The 23018-nt window shown below is 52.4% G+C and carries 14 protein-coding genes and 1 pseudogene; 6 read left to right on the top strand and 9 right to left on the bottom strand.

What is annotated here, in order from left to right:
- Positions 1-50: 50 nt before the first annotated feature.
- From DYC63_RS02130 to dapA, 6 genes are all read right to left on the bottom strand, one after another.
- On the bottom strand, positions 51-1403 hold the full coding sequence (locus tag DYC63_RS02130) for a PTS ascorbate transporter subunit IIC (protein ID WP_115217721.1): 1353 nt from the start codon (positions 1401-1403) through the stop codon (positions 51-53).
- A gap of 2 nt (positions 1404-1405) precedes the next feature.
- Entirely contained in the window at positions 1406-1684 is a 279-nt protein-coding gene (locus DYC63_RS02125; RefSeq protein ID WP_115217720.1) for a PTS sugar transporter subunit IIB, read from the bottom strand.
- A gap of 75 nt (positions 1685-1759) precedes the next feature.
- Positions 1760-2362: an RNA pyrophosphohydrolase gene (locus DYC63_RS02120; protein ID WP_115218036.1), complete on the bottom strand. Its 603-nt coding sequence runs from the start codon at positions 2360-2362 to the stop codon at positions 1760-1762.
- Between the two features lie 216 nt (positions 2363-2578).
- Positions 2579-4381, bottom strand: a complete 1803-nt coding sequence (gene mutL, locus DYC63_RS02115) for a DNA mismatch repair endonuclease MutL (protein WP_115217719.1) — start codon at positions 4379-4381, stop codon at positions 2579-2581.
- Positions 4381-5535: an outer membrane protein assembly factor BamC gene (bamC, locus tag DYC63_RS02110; protein ID WP_115217718.1), complete on the bottom strand. Its 1155-nt coding sequence runs from the start codon at positions 5533-5535 to the stop codon at positions 4381-4383. Before bamC ends, mutL begins: the two co-directional genes overlap by 1 nt.
- A gap of 189 nt (positions 5536-5724) precedes the next feature.
- Positions 5725-6606, bottom strand: a complete 882-nt coding sequence (gene dapA / locus DYC63_RS02105; RefSeq protein WP_115217717.1) for a 4-hydroxy-tetrahydrodipicolinate synthase — start codon at positions 6604-6606, stop codon at positions 5725-5727.
- A 177-nt stretch (positions 6607-6783) separates the two neighbouring features.
- On the opposite strand from dapA, the gene DYC63_RS02100 reads away from it, so the two are divergent.
- Positions 6784-8247: a DUF4139 domain-containing protein gene (locus DYC63_RS02100; RefSeq protein ID WP_115217716.1), complete on the top strand. Its 1464-nt coding sequence runs from the start codon at positions 6784-6786 to the stop codon at positions 8245-8247.
- 9 nt (positions 8248-8256) lie between these two features.
- On the top strand, positions 8257-8724 hold the full coding sequence (locus tag DYC63_RS02095) for a peroxiredoxin (protein WP_115217715.1): 468 nt from the start codon (positions 8257-8259) through the stop codon (positions 8722-8724).
- 122 nt (positions 8725-8846) lie between these two features.
- On the opposite strand, the gene DYC63_RS02090 is transcribed toward DYC63_RS02095, so the two are convergent.
- Positions 8847-10103, bottom strand: a complete 1257-nt coding sequence (locus tag DYC63_RS02090; RefSeq protein ID WP_115217714.1) for a serine/threonine transporter — start codon at positions 10101-10103, stop codon at positions 8847-8849.
- A gap of 522 nt (positions 10104-10625) precedes the next feature.
- On the bottom strand, positions 10626-11561 hold the full coding sequence (locus DYC63_RS02085) for a bile acid:sodium symporter family protein (protein ID WP_115217713.1): 936 nt from the start codon (positions 11559-11561) through the stop codon (positions 10626-10628).
- A 193-nt stretch (positions 11562-11754) separates the two neighbouring features.
- Between DYC63_RS02085 and DYC63_RS02080 the strand changes: the two genes are divergently transcribed.
- The gene (locus DYC63_RS02080) at positions 11755-12291 is read left to right on the top strand and encodes a lipocalin family protein (RefSeq protein ID WP_218564516.1); all 537 of its coding nucleotides are present in this window, start codon (positions 11755-11757) and stop codon (positions 12289-12291) included.
- Positions 12292-12493: 202 nt separating this feature from the next.
- On the opposite strand, the pseudogene DYC63_RS02075 reads toward DYC63_RS02080, so the two are convergent.
- Positions 12494-13460, bottom strand: a pseudogene (locus DYC63_RS02075) (IS982 family transposase).
- 182 nt (positions 13461-13642) lie between these two features.
- Between DYC63_RS02075 and DYC63_RS02070 the strand changes: the two are divergent.
- The 3 genes from DYC63_RS02070 to DYC63_RS02060 are packed head-to-tail and all read left to right on the top strand — an operon-like array spanning position 13643 to position 23018.
- Positions 13643-15388 carry a ShlB/FhaC/HecB family hemolysin secretion/activation protein gene (locus DYC63_RS02070; RefSeq protein ID WP_115217711.1) on the top strand — a complete coding sequence of 582 codons (1746 nt, stop codon included), beginning with the start codon at positions 13643-13645 and terminating at the stop codon, positions 15386-15388.
- Between the two features lie 9 nt (positions 15389-15397).
- On the top strand, positions 15398-15688 hold the full coding sequence (locus tag DYC63_RS02065) for an ESPR domain-containing protein (protein WP_115217710.1): 291 nt from the start codon (positions 15398-15400) through the stop codon (positions 15686-15688).
- Positions 15678-23018, top strand: a complete 7341-nt coding sequence (locus DYC63_RS02060; protein ID WP_115217709.1) for a two-partner secretion domain-containing protein — start codon at positions 15678-15680, stop codon at positions 23016-23018. The genes DYC63_RS02065 and DYC63_RS02060 overlap by 11 nt, the downstream gene beginning before the upstream one ends.

Here is a 23018-nt window from a genome sequence, read left to right as displayed (position 1 = left end):
CTCGGAATCTGAGCCAAACAGGCATGAGCAGTCTGTTTGGCTCAAGGTGTTTAAGCGGATGTTTCGCTATTGCTTTTTTCCGGCACTAAACGGTGATAAGCCACCAAACCGCCGATAATGGCAAAGATGACAAGGCTAATCAGCACCGCACCCACGCCTGCGAGTTTGCCCATCAAAATGCCCACCACGCCGAAATCGGTATCGGAGAAAGTGGTGGCGGCAAAGCCCAAATCGCCTAAGACCGGCAATAGGAAAACGGGTAAGAAGCTAATCAAAACGCCGTGTACGAAAGCGCCGACAATCGCCCCGCGCCGTCCGCCGGTGGCATTGCCGAAGACGCCTGCGGTCGCGCCGCAGAAGAAATGCGGCACCACGCCCGGCAGAATTAATACCCAATTGAGCATGCCCAGCATTGCCAAGCCGACCAAACCGCCGACAAAACTGGATAAAAAGCCGATTAAAACGGCATTGGGCGCATAGGGGAAGACAATCGGGCAATCCAAAGCAGGCTTGGCATTCGGCACCAAGCGCTCGGAAAAGCCGGTAAAGGCGGGTACGATTTCCGCCAAAATCAGGCGTACGCCTTGCAAAATGATGAATACCCCTGCAGCAAAAGTAATCGCTTGGATAATGGCGAAGACTAAGAAATTCTTGCCGGCGCTTAATTGGGTTTGCACGAATTCAGGACCTGCGGCAATCACCAAAATCAGATAAATAATCGCCATGGTGATGGAAATCGAGACCGAACTGTCGCGCAAGAAACTCAAATTTTTCGGTAAATTCAATTCTTCGGTCGATTTCGAGCCTTTGCCGATCCATTGTCCGATAGCGCCCGCCAGTACATAGCCCACCGTGCCGAAATGCCCGAAGCCGACATCATCGCTACCGGTGATTTTGCACATATATTTTTGCGCAATGGCAGGGAAAAACGCCATGACAAAGCCCAACCACAGCGAGCCGACCAAAACCAGCATAAAGCTCTTCAAGCCCGCCACGCTGAGAATCACGGCAATCATGCACGCCATATAGAAGGTATGGTGACCGGTTAAAAAGATATATCGCAAGCGCGTAAAGCGCGCGATTAAGATATTCGCTACCATGCCGAAGGCCATAATCAAAGCGGTTGCCGTGCCGAAGGATTTCAATGCCATCGATACCACCGCTTCATTATTGGGAATAATGCCCTGCACGCCGAAGCTGCCCTGCATAATCGCGCCCATCGGGCTCAAAGAACTGACCACCAAGCCCGCCCCGCCGCTTAAGACGAGGAAGCCTAAAATCGTTTTCGTGGTTCCGCGCACCATATCGGCGGCGGATTTTTTCTGCGCGATTAAGCCTACTAAGGCGACCAAACCGACCAATACGGAAGGTTCGCTGAGAATATCGACAATAAATTTCAGCATGGCTAAGCCCCTTGAGCAGAGAAATAGGCTTTGAGTTTTTCTTCGTATTCCGCTGCGCTGACGAGATTTTTCATCTTAATGATTTTTTGCGGATCTAAGCTGCTGCTGCCGGCAATATCCTCGCCCATCACGAACAGATCGGCATCTTCATTGCCGGTTACCGATAAATCCGAATGTCCGACTTCTGCCTCAATTCCCAGATTTTTCAATGCCTTTTTTAAATTCATTTCCATTAAAAAACTACTGCCCAGACCATGGGCGCATACTGCTAAGATTTTCATCCTACCTCTCCATGTATGCGGCATTGCCGCGTTAAACAAAAAGCCTCGAATTGACCTGCAATTCAAGGCTTTATTTTAAAACGATTTGCGGCGGCGTTTGGCAAAAGACGGTACTTTGCGTTTAGGCTGCGCGGCAGGCGGCGTCGGCTTGGCGTGATTATCGCTTTGCGGCGGTGAGAAATCCGGTTTGCGTGCCAATAATTGTGCATCAAAGCCCGCCAATTCTTCCAATGCCGCCTGATAAACACGGCGTTTAAAATGCACCACTTCCAAGGCAGGGCGCCAAAAATCCACCCATTGCCACTGCTCGAATTCCGGCGAGTCGTTCACATTCAAATTCACCATGCTTTCCGCGGCTTTCAAACGCAGCAAAAACCATTTCTGCTTTTGCCCGATACATTGCACCATGCCTTGCCGACGACGGCGGCGAAAACGCAAAGGCAGACGATATGCCAGCCAAGATTTTGTTTGCGCAAGTAATTCTACATGTTCGGGCAATAAGCCCGTTTCTTCGTTTAACTCGCGATACATCGCTTGTTCGGCAGATTCGCCGGCGACCATGCCGCCTTGCGGAAATTGCCAAGCATTTTGCCCGACACGCCGCGCCCAGAACACTTCGTTGCGCGCATTGATGATCACAATGCCGACGTTGTAACGAAAGCCCTGCGCATCAAAAATATTGTCATCATTATTTTGTATATTCATACGTGTATTGTTCCATAAGCCCGGCAAACTGACAAATTTTTGTTTTCGCTTTCTTTTTTTCTGCTTTATTATCAATCATGCAGTTCTATATCCGGCGATTTCATGGCGGAGAAGCGAGGCCTTGGAAGCAGAAAATCGCTGTCTTTCTTAGCCGCCGAAGTTCTGCAGTATTGTTTTAGTGTTTTCGGATTATTGTCCGCGCATAAAGAGCGCGCCCAGTTGTTCTTCGCTGAGTTGCGTCCATGTGGGGCGACCGTGATTGCATTGTCCTGCGGCGGGTGTGTTTTCGATGTCGCGTAGGACTTGGTTCATTTCCGAGAGCGAGAGTTTGTGATGAGCGCGGATGGCACGGTGGCAACTCATAGTGGAAAGAATTTGGTCTTGCAGGCGTTCTATGGCGCGGCTGTGCGGATATTCCGCCAGTTCATTAAGCACGTCTGCGAGAATGGCGGCGTTATCGGCTTTTTTCAGAAGTTCCGGCACGCTGTCAATCAGCAGTTCTCCGCCTTCAATCCGCCATTGGTAGCCGAGCGCGGATAGCCATTGGGTATGTTCGGCGAGCAGGTCTTCTTGCATCGGGTTAATCACAAGCGTTTGCGGTACAAGTAGTTTTTGTGCATTGCCTTGGCGTTTTTGTCGGAGTTGGGCTTTGAATTTTTCATAGATGATGCGTTCATGCGCGGCGTGCATGTCCACAATGACTAAGCCTTGCCGATTTTCCGCCACAATAAAGATGCCGTGGATTTGCCCTAGGGCGAAGCCCAGAGGGTAGTCGCCCGCTTCTTCTTGGGGCGGTGTTTCTATTTGCGCCGCTGTTTTGGGACTTGCCCATTGGTAGTAGCTTTTCGTTTCTTGCAAGCTGGGGCGGCTAGGGCGCGGTGAGTCCTGATGGTAGTCGCTGCTTTTTTGCCATGCAAGACTTTGCGGACGCATGCTTGGCGGCGGAGGAGTCGCAGGGCTGCTTGGTTTTGTCTCTTCTTGGGCGGCAGGAATGATGCTGATGTGCTGCGGGCGCACGGCGCGCAGGCTGTGATGCAGGGTGCTGAAGATGAAGTCGTGCGTGAGCGCGGCTTCACGGAAGCGTACTTCGTATTTCTGCGGATGCGCGTTTACGTCTACAAGCTCGGGGTCGATGTCCAAATACAGGACGAAGATAGGCTGGCGACCGTGGTAGAGCATGTCTTGATAGGCTTGCTTGATGGCATGCACGGTGATTTTGTCGCGCACCATGCGTCCGTTGACGAAGAAAAATTGTTTGTCGCTGTTATTGCTGTGGTAGGTAGGCAGTCCGACCCAACCATGCAGGCGCATGCTGCTTTTTTGATTGTTGATTGCTACGGCTTGTTGCAAAAATTCGTCGCCGAGTACGGAATTTAAGCGTTCGGCGGGCGTGCTGCCGCCGTAGTCGGCGATTTTTTTGCCGCTGTCGTGTAAGGTAAGGCGGATATTTTGCTGCGAGAGGGCGATGCGCGCCAGCAGTTGCATGATGTGCTGGCGTTCGGTGCGTTCGCTTTTGAGGAATTTTTTCCGCGCCGGGGTGTTGTAGAACAAATCGCGGACTTCGATGGTTGTGCCGACAGGATGGGCGACGGCGCCGATGTCCATGCTGAGATGCGGCGCGATTTTCGCGCCGTGTTCGGCTTGATGATGGCGGCTGCTTAGGGTGGTTTTCGAGACGGAGGCAATGCTGGGCAGGGCTTCGCCGCGAAATCCCAAGGTCAGGACGCGTTCAAGGTCTTCAAAGCTGCGGATTTTGCTGGTGGCATGAGTGGAGAAGGCGAGCGCGAGGTCTTCGGCATGAATGCCGCTGCCGTCGTCGCGGACGCGAATCAGTTTGCTGCCCGCTTCTTTGATGTCGATGTGAATATGCTGTGCGCCGGCATCAATTGCGTTTTCGACTAATTCTTTGACGACCGAGGCGGGACGTTCGATGACTTCCCCTGCCGCGATTTGGTTAATCAGGGCAGGGGAGAGTTGTCGGATTCGAGGCATTAACGCGCCGCGTTGACGGTTTCTAGCAAGGCTTGCGCTTGAGCGGCGTTAGCGCTGCTACCGTCAGGGTTTTGCACGATTGCCACCGCCACATTGCCTTGATCGGCTAGGCGGACAAGGTATTGCGGCTGCTGTTGAGCGGGTTCGTCTTTGGAGCCCCAGAGGCGGGCAAAAAAGCTTCGCTTGACTTCTGCTGTCGGCGGGCTATAGCGGACGCGGTAAGTGCCGGTTTCGTATTGCGCGTTTTCAATCGCAAAACTGGCGCGGTCAAGCGCAATGCCGAGTACGCGCCAGCTTTGGGCGTAGTTGCCGTAAATGGCGAGCGCCGGCTGTCCGTCGGCAAGCTGCATCAATTGGGTATGCCCGATGCTACTGGTCGCAGGAGCGACACCGGATTGGGCTTGCGCGATGCCGGCATTTTTCTCTAACTCGGCTGAGATAAAGAGGGCGATGCGGCGCGTCATTTCCAATTGCAATTCAGGGTTGATGGTGTCGGAAAGCTGCCATGTGAAGCCTGCCGGCTCGCTCGCCAGTCCGTAGTCACGCGCGGCGACTAATTCCGATTGGGTGTAAATCAGGGCGATATCCGTGCCGCCTTGTGCATTGCGACTAAAGCGCAGGCGGTAGCGGTCGCGTTGGTCGGAATCGCTTAAGAAGCCGAGCAAATTATTTAAGAAACCGCCGATGCCGGCGCTGGGTTTGCTAGAAGCGTTTTCCAGCCAATCGGTTTCCATAATGCCGATTTGCGGATTGTCGGTAGCTAGGCGCACGCCGTTGTTCTGCCAGTAGCGTTTGACGATTTGCCATGCGCTCGAAGGATCGGCGGCGGTGCTGATATAGGGCAGGGCGCCGGCGGATTCGATGACTTGCACATTGTATAAGGTCGGCAAGACTTCAATGTAGCCGCGGGCATTGCGTTGCACGCGTGCTTGCTCGTAATCGCGGTAGGAAGCGACCGGCGCAGGGCTCATGTCGGAAATGCCCGCTTGGCTATCCAAACTGGCATTGCTGAGATTGGGCGGCACTTCGATTTTGCGCCCGATATTGCTTTGGCGGTAATCCGGCGCGCGGTCAGGCAGATTGTCTAGGATGGAGCCTGTGGAGCAGGCGGCGAGTACGACTGCGGAACTTGCAATTAAGAGTTTGTTTTTCATCTAAATTCCTTTTCGGTTGAAACTCCGCCATTTATGGCGATAGAATTTTATTGGGAGCGGTAGTAAGCGTTTCCAATTCAGGGCTGTGCCGTGTCCTGTGTGTTGAAACATAAATATCCTTTGCTTTGCTAAGCTGCGCGGAACGAAAACGATGCGCAGATTAGCATATTGCTTTTGTCGGCGGTAGTCTTAGATTAAGCCCGCTTGCCGCAGGGCGGCTTCCATTGGCGCCTGATGGGTTTCGGCAAAGGGAAGAAGCGGCAGGCGGATGCCGCCTTGGATTTTGCCCATGCGCTGCATTGCCCATTTGGCGGGGATGGGATTGGCTTCGACAAAAAGCTGCGTATGCAGGGCGGCAAGGCTGTCGTTGATGGCATTTGCCGCTTGCGCTTCGCCTTTAAGGGCGTGGCGCATCATGGCGGCCATTTGCGCGGGAGCAAGGTTGGCGGTAACGGAAATCACGCCGTCAATCAGTCCTTCGTTTGCCGCTTCGCAGCAGATGCCATCTTCGCCTGAGAAAATTTTAAAGTCGCTGCCGCGCGGGAAGAGCGGCAGCAATTCGCGCAGACGCGTCAAGGGCGTGGCTTCTTTAATGCCGACGATATTTTTGATTTTTGCCAGTGCGCCGGTGGTTTCGGGCAGCAAATCGCAGCCGGTGCGGCCGGGAACGTTGTACAGAATGACCGGCAGCGGCACGGCGTGGGCGACTTGCTCGAAATGGGCATAGAGTCCGCGTTGCGGCGGTTTGTTGTAATAGGGGGTGACTTGCAAAGTGGCATCACAGCCGCCGTGGTAGGCGGAGAATGTCAGCTCGATGGCTTCGCGCGTGGCATTGCCGCCTGCGCCTGCGATGACGGGAACGCGTTTTTTAACCATTTCTACGGTAAAGCGAATCACGGCTTTGTGTTCGTCAAAATTCAGCGTAGCGGACTCGCCGGTCGTGCCGACCGAGACAATAGCATCGGTGCCGCTTTGGATATGCCATTCAATCAGTTGCTCAAGACTATCCCAATCCACTGCGCCGTCTGTATGCATCGGCGTGACCAATGCCACCATAGAACCTGAAAACATAGAGAATTCCTATTGCAATAAAAAAACGCATGGTATGCGTTTTATGCCTTGAAAATCAAGGGGTATAAAATATGTTTTCGGCTAATGTGCACAAATGCTAGAAATGACGATAAGTTTATACGATAGGATATGAAATTCGTTACAATCACGCCTTTATTTAGTGAAGAGAGGACGAACATGAATCTAAAAACCCTAAGCGTCGCCTTGCTGCTGGCCAGCGGCAGCGGTTTTGCCGCCAATGAGATTCTCAGCAATGCCGCAGATCGCCAGAGTTTGGCGGTGGCGATTTATAACGACGGGCTGGCGCTGATTCGCGAAAGCCGCCAATTGAATCTGGCGGAAGGCGAGAATCAAATTGCTTTGCGCGACGTGTCGGGCATGATCATGAGCGAGACCGTGTCTTTAAAAGCGGGCGATGCCGACGTGCAATTGCTCGAGCAAAATTTTGACTATGATTTATTAAGCGAGGCTTCTTTGTTAGACAAATACGTCGGCAAAGAAGTGAAGGTCATCAGCCGCAGGGCAAACGGCGAGGAAAGCAGCGAAAAAGCGACCTTGCTGGCGTATAACGACGGCAGCATTGTGCTGCAATACGCCGACCGCATTGAAACGGGCTTGGCGGAAAACGCGCGTTTGGCTTTTGCCGAGCTGCCGGTGAATTTGCGCGATCGTCCTACTTTGAATCTGCGTTTGCAAAGCGCGACGGCGGGCGAGCAAAAAGTGGATGTGGCGTATTTGAGCACCGGTTTGCGCTGGCAGGCGGATTATGTGGCGAATTTGAGCGCCGATGAAAAAACGCTGGATTTGGCGGGCTGGGTAACGCTGAACAATCAAAGCGGCACCCGTTATGAAAACGCGCAATTGCAATTGATTGCAGGCGATGTGAACCGCGCGCCGCCCGAGGTTTTGCGCCGCGCTTATGCTGCAGAGGCAATGATGATGGCGGCAACGCCCGCCGCAGCCCAAATGAGCGAAGAGGCTTTGTTTGAATATCATCTGTACACGCTGAACCGCCCCACGACCATACAAAATAATCAAAGCAAGCAAGTAGCGCTCTTAAGCGGCAATCAGATTCCCGTACGCAAAGAATACCGTCTGCAGGGCAGCGATTATTGGTATTATCGCGCGGTAGAAAATGCCGAACTGGGCGAAGAACGCAAAGTGGCGGTCTATGTGGAATTTGACAATAAAGAAGAAGCGCAATTGGGCTTGCCGCTGCCTAAAGGCGTGGTGCGCGTATATAAAAGCGACAGCCAAGACCGTGCGCTTTTCATCGGCGAAGACCGCATCGCCCATACCGCGAAAAATGAAACCGTACGCCTGAAATTGGGCGATGCCTTTGATGTGAAAGGCGTATGGAAACATCTTTCTACCGAACCCGTGAGCAGCGCACAATTGGTCGGCAAGCTCTTGGGCGGCAAAGGCAAGGCTTATGATATTAAGGTATCGATTAGCTTGAGCAATGCCAAAGAAGAAGCGGTAAGCGTGAAAATAGTAGAGCCGATTCCCGGCTTCTGGGAAATGCAAAGCGAAAGCCATCCGCATCAGAAAGTCGGTGCGAATTTGGCGCAATGGAACGTGCCTGTGCCTGCCGAAGGCAAAGCGGAGCTGAATTACACCGTGCGCGTACGCTTTGATTAAGGAGCTTTGATGGCAGCAATACACTTTGCACCGGCGGCAATGAGGGGCGGAAAAACTTTCCGCCCCGAAGATTTGCAAGGCACTTGGACGGTGCTGTATTTCTATCCCAAAGATTCTACCCCCGGTTGCACCACCGAAGGGCTGGATTTTTCCGCGCTGGCGCCGCAATTCGCCGCTTTGGGTGCCGTGATTTACGGCGTATCGCGCGACAGTCTTGCTTCGCATGAAAAGTTCATGTGCAAACATGGCTTTGCTTTTGAATTAATTAGCGACGGCGAGGAAAGTTTATGTCGCGCATTTGACGTGATTCAGGAAAAAATGAATTTCGGCAAAAAATATTTCGGCATCGTGCGCAGCACTTTTCTGATAAATCCGCAGGGCGAGATTGTACGCGAATGGCGCAAGGTCAAAGTCGCCGGACATGCCCAAGAAGTCTTGGCGGCATTGCAGACGGCGCAGAATCTGTCTGTATCTTGAGATTTTTATATAATTTTGTGCAGTCAGAGTATCTCTGAAAAGCTTGTGATTTTGAAGTGGGAGAGTATAAAGAATCAAGCTGTCTTTGCATGTAGAAGACGCAAAGACAGCTTTTTAAGAGCTTATTTGAACAGTGAATAAATAATGTTGGAAATGGCTACCAAGCCCATAAATACCACAAATACATTGCTGAGTTTGCCGCCGAATTTGTGCATCGCAGGAATTTTGCGGATGGCATACATCGGCATAATGAACAGAATCATCGCAATAATCGGTCCGCCTAAGGCTTCAATCAAGCCCAAGATGCTCGGGTTGATGATGGCGACAATCCACAAGGTCAGCATGAAAAATACCGCAGAAATCAAATTCAGTTTTTTATGATCGATTTCGCTAGCGGCTCCTGTATCGCGGCGCAACTTGATAATCAAGCCTTCCAAACCTTCGCGCGCACCTAAATAATGACCAAAGAAGGAACTGGTGATTGCCAAGAATGCTACCAAAGGTCCTAAATAGGAAATAAAGGGGCTTTCGAATTTATTGGCTAAGAAAGACAGAATGGAGATGTTTTCCTGTTTCGCCTGTACCAATTCGGCAGGGGTTAAACTCAATACGCAGCTAAATACAAACAGCATTACGAATAAGAGCAGAATGCCGGCGGTGCCGAAGAGCGATTTGCGCACATGTTTATCCGTGGTTTGCGCGTCGCCGTATTCGCGCTGATTAGAAATTGCAAAAGTAGAAATCGCCGGTGAATGGTTAAACGAGAACACTAATACAGGAATGGTCACCCACAGCGTATTGATAAATGCGCCGGTATCAGGCACTACGCTTAAATTGTTTAAATTCCATTGTGGAATTAGGAATAAAGATAAGCCGAATAAAATCAGTACCAAAGGATAGACCAACCATTCGGTCACCTTCAATACGAATTTCTCGCCCACCATGAGTACGCCGATCATAGATGCAATCAGCACGCCGGAGAGCAAAGCACGCGGCAGTTCGCTCATGCCCAATTGGTTAACCCAAAAGGATTGCGCGGTATTGGTAATGCCGTTGCCGTAAATCAGCAGAATAGGGAAAATCGCAAAGAAATACAGCAAGGTAATCAGTTTGCCGGCAGTTTTGCCGAAATGCTCTTCTACTACTTCAGTAATATCGCTGCCTTGTTTGGATGAAGACAAAACAAAACGCGCCAAACCTAAATGCGCCAAATAGGTCATCGGTCCGACGATAATTGCCATAATTACTAAAGGCCAAATGCCCTGCATACCGGCATTAATAGGCAAGAACAGCACGCCTGCGCCGACGGCCGTGCCGAATAGATTTAGCATCCAGCGCAAATCAAATTTATTGCATTTGCTATCGGGTTGCACATTCATCATAAACCTCCTAAAGTTGAAGAAATAATGCCTTTTAAAACAATATGATTTTAAATAAGTCAGATACTTTTTTAAATATCTGACGGCGAGGCGAATGGTAGCTAGTGATTAAAAACTTGTCAAATATTAACTTTTTTAGGCTATTTTTGGAGGTTTTTCACTCAAAATCAGAAAGAATTTCTATGATGACAATCTGATTAAAATCAGTTCATTGTTTAATTTAATGTGGAAAATTTAGTTGATTTGACTTTAATTTAACTAAAATTAAATTAAAAATAACATGTCTTTAACAGTTATGTGCTTTTGCTGATTTTTGTGTGTGAAAATATGGTGTTTTTGTGAAAAAATATTCTTAATCAATTGCTTGTTTTTATTTTGGCTTGCTTTTTCATCGTCAGAGCTTGCAGACGGAGTTTGCAGAGATGCTTATGGTCAAATAATTGAAATTATATTAATGACTTGCTTTAATTTATACTATTTTAGATAAAAAGCCGCTGATGAAGCGGCTGCTGTTTCGCACATTTATTTATTTTGCTTTCTTGCCCAATAGGTAGCGAGTAATGCTCCCGAAATATTGTGCCAGACGCTAAAAATGGCGCTAGGTACGGCAACTGCTGGAAAGAGCGCAAAATGCGCTTTAGCCAATGCCACGCCTAAGCCTGAATTTTGCATACCGACTTCAATAGCAACCGTCTTCTGTGCGTCATAGGGCAATTTGGCGAATTTTGCAACGCAAAAGCCGAGTAAATAGCCTAATCCGTTATGCAATATGACAACCCCTAAAATGATTACTCCGTTTTGTATGATTTCTTGACGGCTGACGGCAACAACACCTGCAATAATTAAGGCAATAGAGGTGACGGAAACTAAAGGCAATGCCTGAGCGGCGGCTTCAGTTTGTTTGCGGAAAAGTTTATGCGCCACAACGCCTAAGAAAATCGGCAGCAATACGATTTTGAGGATAGAAATAAGCATATTGGCGGCATTGATTTCTAACCATTGATTGGCGAACAGCCAAAATACCGCCGGCGTCAGCAGAGGGGCAAGCAGCGTCGTGATGGAGGTCATGCCGACAGAAAGAGCGATATTGCCGCGCGCCAAATAAGTCATGACATTTGAAGAAGTACCGCCCGGGCAGGAGCCGACTAGAATCAACCCTGCGGCAATTTCCGCCGGTAGTGCAAAGACTTTAGCTAAAACAAAGGCGATACCGGGCATAATCATGAATTGTGCAACAATGCCGATGATGACGGCTTTCGGATGTGTGGCGATGATTTTAAAATCGCTAGGCTGCAAGGTCAGCCCCATGCCAAACATAATGATACCTAAAAGATAGATAATTATCGGCGTGACCCATAAAAAAGCATTAGGAGCGAAAAATCCTAAGCAGGCAAAAATAGCCGCCCAAAGCGCAAAGGTTTTACCGACAAACCGGCTGAATTGCTGTAGTGTTTTCATAGAGAAATAATGTCCTAGAGAAAAAACCTGTCAGCATACTACAAAAAGCATCATCATGCGCATTTAAGAAAGCTGCGCGAGACAATCAGCACAAGAGAATTTTTCCATAGGCAAAAATGCGCTAGAATTTTTAATAATAAGCTATGCTATGAATGATAAAAAAATTTCTTTTTGTTGCTATAGGTTTATGAATATGATGAGATTAATCAATGTTTTTCTTGTATTTTCTTTGGCTGCGTGCAGCAGCAATCCTTCCGCTGTCGGCGATGCGCCTGCAACGGCGGCGGTAGTCGATTTGCCGCCTTATATGGGAACTTGGTATGAAATGGCACGTTTGCCGATGCCTTATCAGGAACAATGTGTTAGTGAAGTGCAAGCGCACTATCGTCTTAATAAAGACAATAGCGTAAGCGTGGAAAATTCTTGCCGCTATCAGACAGGCACAATCAGCCGTGCAGAAGGTTTGGCAACAGTTGTGGACGATAGCGGCGCGAAATTGCAAGTGAGTTTTTTGCCTAAATTTATCCGCTGGCTGCCGATGGGGAAAGCGGCGTATTGGATATTGCGTATTGATGAAGATTACCGCCATGCTTTAGTGGGTACGCCGGAACGCAAATATTTATGGATATTATCGCGCAGCCCGAATATGGATGATGATGTATTGCAAAGCTATATCGATAGCGCTCAATCGCAAGGCTATGACACCGCTAATCTTATTCGTAATCCTTAAAAATATTTGCATTTGGGTAAATATCGTTTTTAAGTACGGTTTATAATTTTATATATTATAGTTTAATATTTTTCTTTCGGCTCTACATTTTTGAAATCTAATCTGATGTAAATTAGTGAATATATAAGATAACCTATTCCAAAAAAGTTTATGAAAGACATCGTTGAAGCATATAGAAACCTGAGTTCGGGATAAGCCACCTCTATTTAGCAGCCGCCAAAGCATTCTTCCCAAACATCTGCGGCTTATACGCAAACAAGCAATATGCCGTTAATCCAGAAATCAGACTCAACAAAAATCCCTTCTCTAAACGATGGCGAGTATGTTCAATTTGGTATAGATTCTTTAACTGATCAAAAATTGTTTCAACAGCACATCTTTGTTTTAACAACCTTTTTTGTTCAGGACTTTGGGGCGGGGATTTCATATTCTTTTTCTTGCCTGTCAGTAAAGTGATGTTGTATAGTCTCTTAACTTCAAAATGAGATTATTCTAAGCGCTTCTCCTAACAAAATGTGTATCTCTAAGTCTCATTTTGAAGTTAAGGTACTATATCTCTTTTCTAAGCAATCGCTTAACTCTTTGCTGATATAGCCTCTATCCCCAACCAACAATCCAAACAGTTTGTTTGCCATTTGTCGTAAGCCTTTACGGTCATCAACATTGCCTGGCGTTAGGCAGAAATTGACTAGCTCTCCTACATGATTAAACACTGCATGAAGTTTGAATCCATAGAACCAACCCATGCTGCTTTTGCCACGTTGAGCAATGTTTTTAAACACTTTATGCCTATGAATTCGACGATTGTGGCAAACAGATAAGATGGTGGAATCCACGATACTGATGCCTGTACATTTCCCCATTTGAGTACTGAGAAAAACCAACATAGCAGGTAATGCACGTTGTGCTAATTCGATAAATCGATTGTAGCTTGGCATGGTGGGGAATGCTGTTTTCCAAATGGTTTTAATTTGCCATAGATAGTAGCTTTTGAAATCACGCATGCGGATATGATGGAAATAGATCCATACGGTAATGATTTCGGAAGTACTGATAGAGGCTTTTCGGTTTCTGCTGTTGGGTTTGCTGATGAGTGTGCGGTTAAAGTCTGCTTCAAATGTTTTACAAAAATCATCTACTTGGCAGAAAAGTGTTGTAAGATGTTCCATGTTAAAGGGCTTTTGTGATGGTTTGTTTTGTCAAAACAGTAGATTATCACAATTGCTCTTTATTTTTTAGTGGGGTGCTTATTCCGAACTCAGGTTATTTGTAAGACAGCGTTTTTATTGACTTATCTTGCGAAATCTTTATGATTGGCTAAATTTTTATACATCAATAATCCACATAAACCATGTTCGGAAAATTTTCAAGCCTATGTATTCTAATAAATCTTTCTATCTCTTCCGCCTTTGCGCAGCAACTTTTCCCGATTATTGAGCAAGAGCAGCTTCAGTTGCAGGAGCAGCGTGAAGCCGCATTGCAGCAACAGATGCAAAGTGCTCGAGAGGTACGCTTTGACATCCCGCCGCCGCAAAGCACACCAAGCCTTCCCCAGGACGAAACCCCTTGTTTTCCCATTGAGCAAGTGCTTTTAGACGGCGAAGAGGTAGACACATTCGCCTTCGCCCTGCACCAAACCTTGACACAAACCCGATTCAGCCCCGGCATGTGTCTGGGCAGTCAAGGCATCAACAGCTTGATCAGCGGCGTGCAAAATGCCCTTATCGCCCGCGGCTACACAACCACCCGCGTGTTTGCCGATTCTCAGGATTTGCGCAGCAAAGTGCTGACCTTAATCGTCGTGCCCGGGCGCATCGGGGCAATCCGTGTAGATACCGAGCATAAAGAACGCACCCATGCCGGGCGCGTTGCCGCCTTTCAAAACGAAATTCCGGCCGCCGCCGGGGATATTCTCAATTTGCGCGATTTAGAGCAGGGTCTGGAAAACTACAAACGCCTGCCGACGGTGGAGGCCGACATTCAAATTATTCCCGGCCAGCAAGCCAATCAGAGTGATGTGGTGGTGCAATGGCAGCAGCGCGAATTCCCCTTGCGTGTTTCGCTTGGCGTGGATGACGCCGGCAGCAAGGCTACCGGCAAATACCAAGGCACGGTGACTCTTGCTTTTGATAACCCGCTGGGCTTGAGCGATCTGTTTTATGCCTCCTACACCCGCGAATTAGGGCATAAAGACCGTTTTACCGACGCCGACGGCCACACCACCAGCAGCGGCAGCAATAGCTACAGCTTCCACTACTCCGCGCCCTTTGGCGACTGGACATGGTCATGGCATCACAGCCGCTACCGTTATCATCAGGCAGTGGCGGGCTTATCGCAAAACTACGACTACAACGGCATCAGCCGCACCTTTGAAGTGGGCACGCAACGCTTGCTTTACCGCGATGCCAGGCGCAAAACCCATTTGGGCGGGAGATTATGGCAGCGCAGTACGCACAGCTTTATCAACGATGCCGAAATCGGCGTGCAACGGCGCAAAACAGCCGGTTGGGCACTGGATTTAACACACAAAGAATACCTCGGACCAGCCACGCTAAACCTGGCTTTATCCTATAAACGCGGCACAGGCCGGGCCGACAGCCTGCCCGCACCCGAAGAAGCCTTTGGTGAAGGCACCTCGCGCATGCGCATACTCACTGCCGATGTGGGGCTGAACCTTCCCTTCAGCCTTGGCGGACAAGCATTTGTTTACGAAGGCAAAATCCATAGCCAATGGAATCAAACCCCGCTGACCTCCCTAGACAGGCTCTCTATCGGCAATCGCTACACCGTGCGTGGTTTTGACGGCGAAATCACGCTTTCCGGCGATCGCGGCTGGTATTGGCGCAACGATTTGGCCTGGCAATACCTTCCCGCGCATCAGCTTTATCTCGGTGTAGATACCGGCCATGTTTCCGGGCAATCGGCCCGCTACCTAGTCGGCAACAGCCTGACAGGAGGCGCTTTGGGTTTTCGCGGCCAATTCCAAGCCGGCGGCGCGCTTTATTACGACGCCTTTATCGGCGCGCCTCTGCACAAACCCGCCCAATTTCCCGGTAAATCCCCGGTTTTTGGTTTTTACTTCAACTACTCTTTCTAAAGACAGAACATGAACAAGCGTTTTTATCGAGTGATCTTCAGCAAAGCCCGTTCCATGCTGATCGCCGTAGGAGAAACCGCCCGCAGCAGCGGCAAAAGCCGCCGCCAACAAGCGGGCAAAGCGCTTGCTCTGCTGCTTTTGATGCCCATGTTCTCCCATGCTCAAAACATCAGCGTAGATACCAACGCCCCGCTTCATCAGCAGCCCACACTTCTGCAAACCGCCGGCGGCATGGCGCAAATCGATATCCAAACCCCCCACCGCTGCCGGCGTATCGGTAAACCAATACATGCGCTTTGACGTTGACGGACAAGGCGCAATCATAAACAACAGCCGCCACAACACCGCCACACAGACAGCCGGCTGGGTGCAGGGCAACCCCTGGCTGGCGGGAGGCGAGGCTGCGGTCATCGTCAATCAAGTGAACAGCAGCGCCCCATCGCAATTACAGGGTTATGTGGAAGTTGCCGGACGGCGAGCCGAAGTCGTTATGGCCAACCCCTCCGGCATCGCCGTTGACGGCGGCGGCTTTATCAACGCCGCCGGCGTCACGCTCACCACCGGCGAAGCGGTGATCAACGCCGGCCACTTGGAGAGCTTTCGCGTGCGCGGCGGCACGGTCTCGATCAGCGGACAGGGGCTGGACAGTGCCGACGCCGATTACACCCGCGTGTTATCCCAGGCGGCGGAAGTCAATGCCGGCATTTGGGGCAAAGACATCACGCTGGCCACCGGGCAAAACGACATCAAACTGAATAACGGCGATTTGAGCGTGCAAAAGCATCAGGGCCAAGGCTCGTCGCAGACAGTAGCCATTGACAGCGGCGCCTTAGGCGGCATGTATGCCGGCAAAATCTCCCTTATCAGCACCCAAGAAGGCGTAGGCATCCATCAAGGCGGAAGAATCTATGGCGGAGAAGTGCGAATTTCCGCCGACGGAAAACTGGAAAACAGCGGAGAAATTAATGCCGAACGCCTGGAGCTTGACACCGACACCCTGGACAACCGCGGCAGCATCGCACAACACGGCGCACAAGCGCTGGAGATCAACACCGCCGCCCTGAGCAACGCTGCGAGCGCCACCTTTAACGGCGCCACTGCCGGCGCCGCCAACAGCGGTACAAGCAGCACCGCCAGCAGCACTTCCGCTGCCAGCGGCGCTTCCGCCGTCAATAGCGCCGCGGCAAGCCCTGCAAACAGCAAGCTATCCCTGGCAGAAGGGCGCATCACCACCCGCCAACTGGATAATCACGGCGACATCAGCGCCGCCGGCGGCATCAACCTCAGCACCAGCCAAAGCTTGGACAACCGCGGCGATCTGCGCCTCAACCGCCTTGACAGCCGCGGCCTGCGCCTTGACAACCAAAACGCCCGAATCACCGCAGGCCAATTCAATGCAGAAGCCTTGAGCTTCAACAACCGCGGCGGGCAGATCAACGCGGCAGATTTTTCTTTACAGCTCAAGCAAGATCAAGCGCTCTTCGGCACCATCACCAGCAGCAACAGCAGCAGCCTGCGCAGCGGCGGACACATAGAAAACCGCGCGCAACTCAGCAGCGCCGGCACGCTGAGCTTAGACAGCCGCAGCCTGGACAACTACAACAGCCTCTCGGCACAACACACCCGTATCCGCACAGATACGCTCAATAACCGCAGCTTGATTGACGGACAAAGCACGCGCATCGACGCCGGAAAAGTCAACAACCTCGGCACAGGGCGGATTTACGGCGACCATGTGGCAATCGGCGCTGCCGAGGTTAATAATGCGCCGGAAAACGGCACAACGGCGACCATCGCCGCCCGAGAACGCCTGGATATCGGCGCCAAGCACATCCGCAACGAAGGGCAAAGCCTGATCTTTAGCGCCAACACACTGGCCATCGGTGGCGCCTTGGATGCTCAAGGCCATGCCGTCGGCTCGGCGCAGAGCCTGATTAACCGCGCCGCCGTCATCGAAGCGCTGGGCGACGGCCATCTCAACATCGACACCCTGCATAACCTCAATATCGGGCTCAGCAAACAGACGTATATGGCAGGCAGCGAACAGGGCATCCGCGAATATGCCGTTATCGGCACCCTGCAACGTTACCGCGAAGGCGCAGACGGATACTGGGACCGCCGCTCGGGCAGCAAAGACCAAAAACACGCCTACTTCCGCTTAAACGACGGCACCTCGGTGCAAGGCGAATATTGGCATGTATGGGAATATGACATCCACACCCATCGCGAAACCCTCGATCCCGGCATAGCAGGAGAAATCCGCTTAGGCGGCGATCTCCACGCCCAAGGCAAGGACTGGCTCAATCATGACAGCAAAATCCTCATCGGCGGCAATGTGTACGGCATCGGACAAGGCGTGCTGAAAAACACCGCCACCCAAGGCATTCAAACGCTCACCCACAGCGGAGGCCAATACGACTCTTTGCACCGGCGCGGCTGGTATTCCCTAAAACGCCGCGACCGCCGCTATGAAAGCAACCATGCCCCCTATCTCTACTCCCAAACCAGCACCTACGCATTTGACAACAGCCCTCACATCTACCGCGTCAATGCCCCCAATGCCGCGCAAGGGCAACACATCAGCACCTTAAACACCGCCGCAGTAGCCACTGATACGGCCTTGCCGCAAAGCAGTTTGTACCGCATCAGCCCCAACCATCCCAACTACCTGATCCAAACCGACCCCGCCTTTACCGACTACCGCCAATGGCTGGGCAGCAACTATATGCTCGACGCCCTCAACATCGATGCGAGCATGCATAAGCGCTTGGGAGACGGCTTTTACGAACAACGCCTAGTTAACGAACAAATCGCCCGCCTCACCGGGCAACGCCGCTTAGACGGCTATGCCAACGACGAAGAACAATTCAAAGCGCTGATGAACGCCGGCATCAGCTGGGCGAAAACCTTCAACCTCACCCCCGGCATCGCCTTGAGCGCCGAACAAATGGCACAGCTGACTAGCGACATCGTCTGGCTGGAAAACCAAACCCTCACCCTGCCCGATGGCAGCAGGCAAACCGTGCTGGCACCGAAAGTCTATGTCGCCGGCGGACAAAGCGGCAGCAGCGCCGCCACCGGGCTGATCAGCGCGCAAAACCTCTATCTGCAAACGCAAAGCCTGGAGAACAGCGGCAGCATCACCGCCCGCCATCAGGCGCAGATCAACGCCGCCGACATACATAACCAAGGCACAATCAGCGCCGCCGACCTGAGCCTGAGGGCGCAAAACCGCATCGCCAATGAAGGCGGAATCATCGCCGCCCGCGACAATCTGCTGCTGCAAGCCGCCAACATCGACCTGCACAGTACCACGGCTTCCACCGCCACCGCCCAGAGCAAACACAACGGCTTAGACCGGCGCAGCAGCGTAACCTTAAGCGGCGGACAAGGCGGCAATTTAAGCATTATCGCCACCGACAGCCTCGACCTGCGCGCGGCAGACGTGCAAAACGACAACACCGGCGCCGCCACCCTTCTCCACGCCGGCAACAGCCTTAACCTCGACACCTTGAGCGAGCAACGGCAGCTGCAGCGGGAAAACGACGCGCAGAACTACCGCCGCGAACACAGCGAACGCGACATCGGCAGCACCATCGCCGCAGCCGGCGACATCCTGCTCTCCAGCCAAGGCAGGCTGAACCTGCGCCAAGCACAGATCGACAGCCGCGACGGACAAACCATCCTGCAAGGCAAAGACATCAACATCAGCGAAGGGCGCTACCGCGGCGAAACAACGGCAGCCGCCGGCACCAAAAGCAACCTGGGACTTTCCAGCGAACGCACGCAAACCTATGCCGGCGAAACCTTCGACTATGCCCAAGGCAGCCAAATCAGCGGCACAAGCGTCCTTATCGCGGCCCAGAACAACCTCAACATCCGCGGCAGTGACATCGCCTCGGACAACGCCACCGTCCTTAGCGCCGGTAACGACATGACCGTCAGCGCCGCCGAAGAAAGCTACCGCCGCGACTACGACCACCAAGTCAAAAGAAGCGGCCTGATGGGCAGCGGCGGCATCGGTTTCACGATCGGCTCGCGCCAACAAACACTGGAACAGGCACAGCATAGCCTCAGCCACAGCGGATCAAGCATCGGCAGCCTCCACGGCGACACAATCCTGACAGCCGCCAATCACTACCGCCAGCACGGCTCCACCATCGCCGCTCCAGAAGGCAACACCAGCATCCGCGCCGCCGACATCGACATCGCCGCCGCCCTAGACTGGCAACAAGCCGACAGCCGCCACGCCTACAAACAAAGCGGCCTGACCGTCGCCCTCAATGTGCCCGTCATCAATATGCTGCAAGGCATGGCCGACACCCTCTCCAACGGCAAGCGCGCCGCCCAAAGCGGCAACGCCCGCATTCAAGCCATGGCGGCCGCCAACCTGGTCTGGCAAGGCTACCAAACCGGACAAACCCTGGGCGAACTTGCCCAAGACCCCTCCCAAGCCGCCAAAGACATCAGCCTCTCCATCACCTACGGCGAACAAAAAAGCGAACAACAGCAGCGCAGCTACAGCACACAGGCGCAAAGCAGCACCATCTACGCAGGCGGGCAGACCCTCCTGAGCGCCACCGGCAGCGGCGACAGCGGCAACATCAGCATCAGCGGCAGCGACATCGGCGGCGCACAAGGCACCGTCCTCACCGCCGCCAACCACATCCGCATCCAAGCGGCCGCCCAAGAAGGATGGGAACGCAACAGCAACAAAAGCAGCGGCTGGAACGCCGGCCTTGCCGTCAGCTTCGGCTCAAGCGGCATGGCCTTCGGCTTCACCGCCGGCGGCAATATCGGCAAAGGCTACGGCAACGGCGACAGCAACACCTGGCAGCACAGCCGTATCGGCCACGCCGACAGCGCCACCCTGCTCACAGCGCAAAACAGCCTCGCCCTGCGCGGCGGCCAAATCCACGGCCACAGCATCGACATCCAAGCCGCCGACCTCAACATCGAAAGCCTGCAAGACAGCCTGCGCTACAGCGGCAAACAGGAAAACCTCGGCGGCCAAATCACCATCGGCTACGGCGTCTCGGGCAGTGCCAACTACAACCGCAGCAAAATCAATGCCGACCACGCCGCCGTCAGCGAACAAAGCGGCATCTTTGCCGGCGACGGCGGCTACCGCATCGACATCGGCGGGCATAGCGAACTTATCGGCGGGCTGATCACCTCCACAGCCGCTGCCGAAGCGCAAGGGCGCAACCGCTTCAGCACTGCCACCCTCTCCGCCCGCGACCTGCACAACCGCAGCCACTACGAAGGCAGTAGCATCGGCCTCTCCGGCGGCATGAGCATCGGCGGCGGCGACGTCATGCCCGAGCAAATCGGCAGCATGAAGTTGATGCAGATGGGGCAGCAAACATCTGCGAATACCGTCCAGCAAAGCAGCAGCGCCGGCAGCGACAACGGCAACAGCATCGGTTATGGAGAAGCACAAGACCGCCAACACAGCCGCACCTACAGCGGCATCAACACCGCCAACCTGCACCTCGGTGCGGCACATACCGCCCCCGAACTGCGCCGCGACACCAACACGGAAGACGCCCAAGGCAGCAGCGGGGCGCTGATCAACCGCTTTGATGCCCAAAACGTACAGGCAAGTCTTGACTTGCAAAGGGAAGTTACCCAAAGTTTCTCACGAAACGCTCCGCGAATCATGGCCGACACGGCCCAACAACTGGGTAACGTCAGCGAGTACGAACACAAACTGCTGGAACAAAGCGCCCTGCAGCAAGCTCTGGCGCAAACGGATGACCCTACCGTACGGGCGGAACTCAGTCTCCGGTTGGAAGGCGTACAGCAATACCTTGGTGACAACTACAGCCGCTACAACCTGTGGAAAGAAGGCGGCTCCGGGCGTGCCGTCCTGCAAGGACTGGTCGGCGGCCTTCTTGGCGGTGATCTCGGCAGTGCAGTGTCTTCAAGCAGCACCTCCCTTGCCGCCCCCCTGCTGCAAGAAGCGGGTAGTCACAGCGGCACAGTGGGCAAAACCCTGATAGACCTCGGTGCCGCCGCCGTCATCGGCAGCCTTGGTGGTAAGCCGCAAACCATTCTAGCTGCCACGGCAACCGATTGGAACAATCGCCAGCTGCATCCGCAGGAAATCGACCTCATCCGCGCACACGCCCCCGACTTCGCCCAAAAACAGGGTATCAGCGAAGAACAGGCTGCAGCAGAACTGGCGGCAACCGCCTTATCGCAAATTGACAAACAATATGCCTATCTTGCCGACAGCACGCAGCATTATGCGCAGGCACAGCAATACCTGAAACAACTGGGCGCAGGGCAAACAATATTTACTGACAGCTATAGCAGACAGCAAACATTGTTCGATGAACGCGGTCATAGCGGCAATTTCAACAATTTTGCGATGAACAGCGAATACGTTTTTGATAATAAAGAACTCTATAACCGGCTTCCGGCAATCTCACCTCTCTATCAAAACAACTTCGGCTCGGAAATCCTGTGGAGAGCGGGGACTACGGCGCTTCATCAGGCAGGTCTGGCACCGGCAGCCGCACAAAAAGCCCTGCTTGATGATCTGGTTTCCGAACGGGAACAACTCATCGGGCAGCAAAACGCCGCCGCCTCGCAGGCATGGCAAGAAGGCAGGCAAACCTTAATAGACGCCAACATATTTAACCACTTTAATTACAGACTTGAAGGCATCAATCAAGGAAAAGTCAGCCCTGAAACCACTGACCAACGTTTGCTGACACAGCAGCGTTTGAGTAACGCAACCGACAGCTTCACCAATCTCTATAGCGCTGCCGAAAGCGAGCTAGACTGGGCGGAACGTAGCCGTTACCAGCAGGAAAACAGCCTGCTGCTGGGCATGGAAGGATTGGCGGCATTCGGTGCGATAGATAACGCCTTAGGAGCGGCAGCAAGAACAGGCGGCAGATTGGCCGCCCAAAGTGCTAGACAATCGGCAAACCAACTTCAAGGCTTTTTGAATGAAGCGATTGCCCGCGGCTGGGATGGACGCCTGGATAACTACCGCTACGATCGAAACAGCGGCACATTTATCGGCCCCAACGGCGGCACAATCATCCCGACCGGAGAGCTTGACGTACTGGGCAATCCGGTTTTCCGCAGGATAAACGCCGCCGGCAAGCCGGGGGCTCATCTGACGGTTTCGTTTAATGAAAACGGACAGGCTGTTCAGGGAAGCGTGATTCGGAACCAGCCGGTAATTAACATTCAGGACTCCAATGCCCGCCATTATCAGGCGGTACACAATGTGTCGGAACATTTCAGGAATAACGACATCACTTTTAGTGGTGAAGTTACCCTGCGCAACATTGATGATCCCGCCATTGCCGCTAGAATTGATGGCGTTATCGGCGGCGAAGCGAATGCCAGAATCCCCGTTCCTAATGGCTATATCGCCATTGACCTGTCAAGCAATCGGCAAGTCAGCCACATTACGCTGGATTCACAGGGAAGAGCGGGCATTGAAGTCAAAACCGGCAACGCCGGTTTGCAGCGCAACCAGTCGGAAGTCTATCAAAACTGCATTAAGGGTTGTGCAATAAGTGTTGGAAAAAATGCTGAGGATGCCCGGCTTTTTGAAGGGGCAGTTCCCAGAAGCATATATTTGTTAAGAGAAGTTGGAGAATAA

The organism is Suttonella indologenes, from assembly GCF_900460215.1.
In the GTDB taxonomy this organism is placed as follows: domain Bacteria; phylum Pseudomonadota; class Gammaproteobacteria; order Cardiobacteriales; family Cardiobacteriaceae; genus Suttonella; species Suttonella indologenes.
This window is presented reverse-complemented; position numbering and strand designations above follow the sequence as displayed.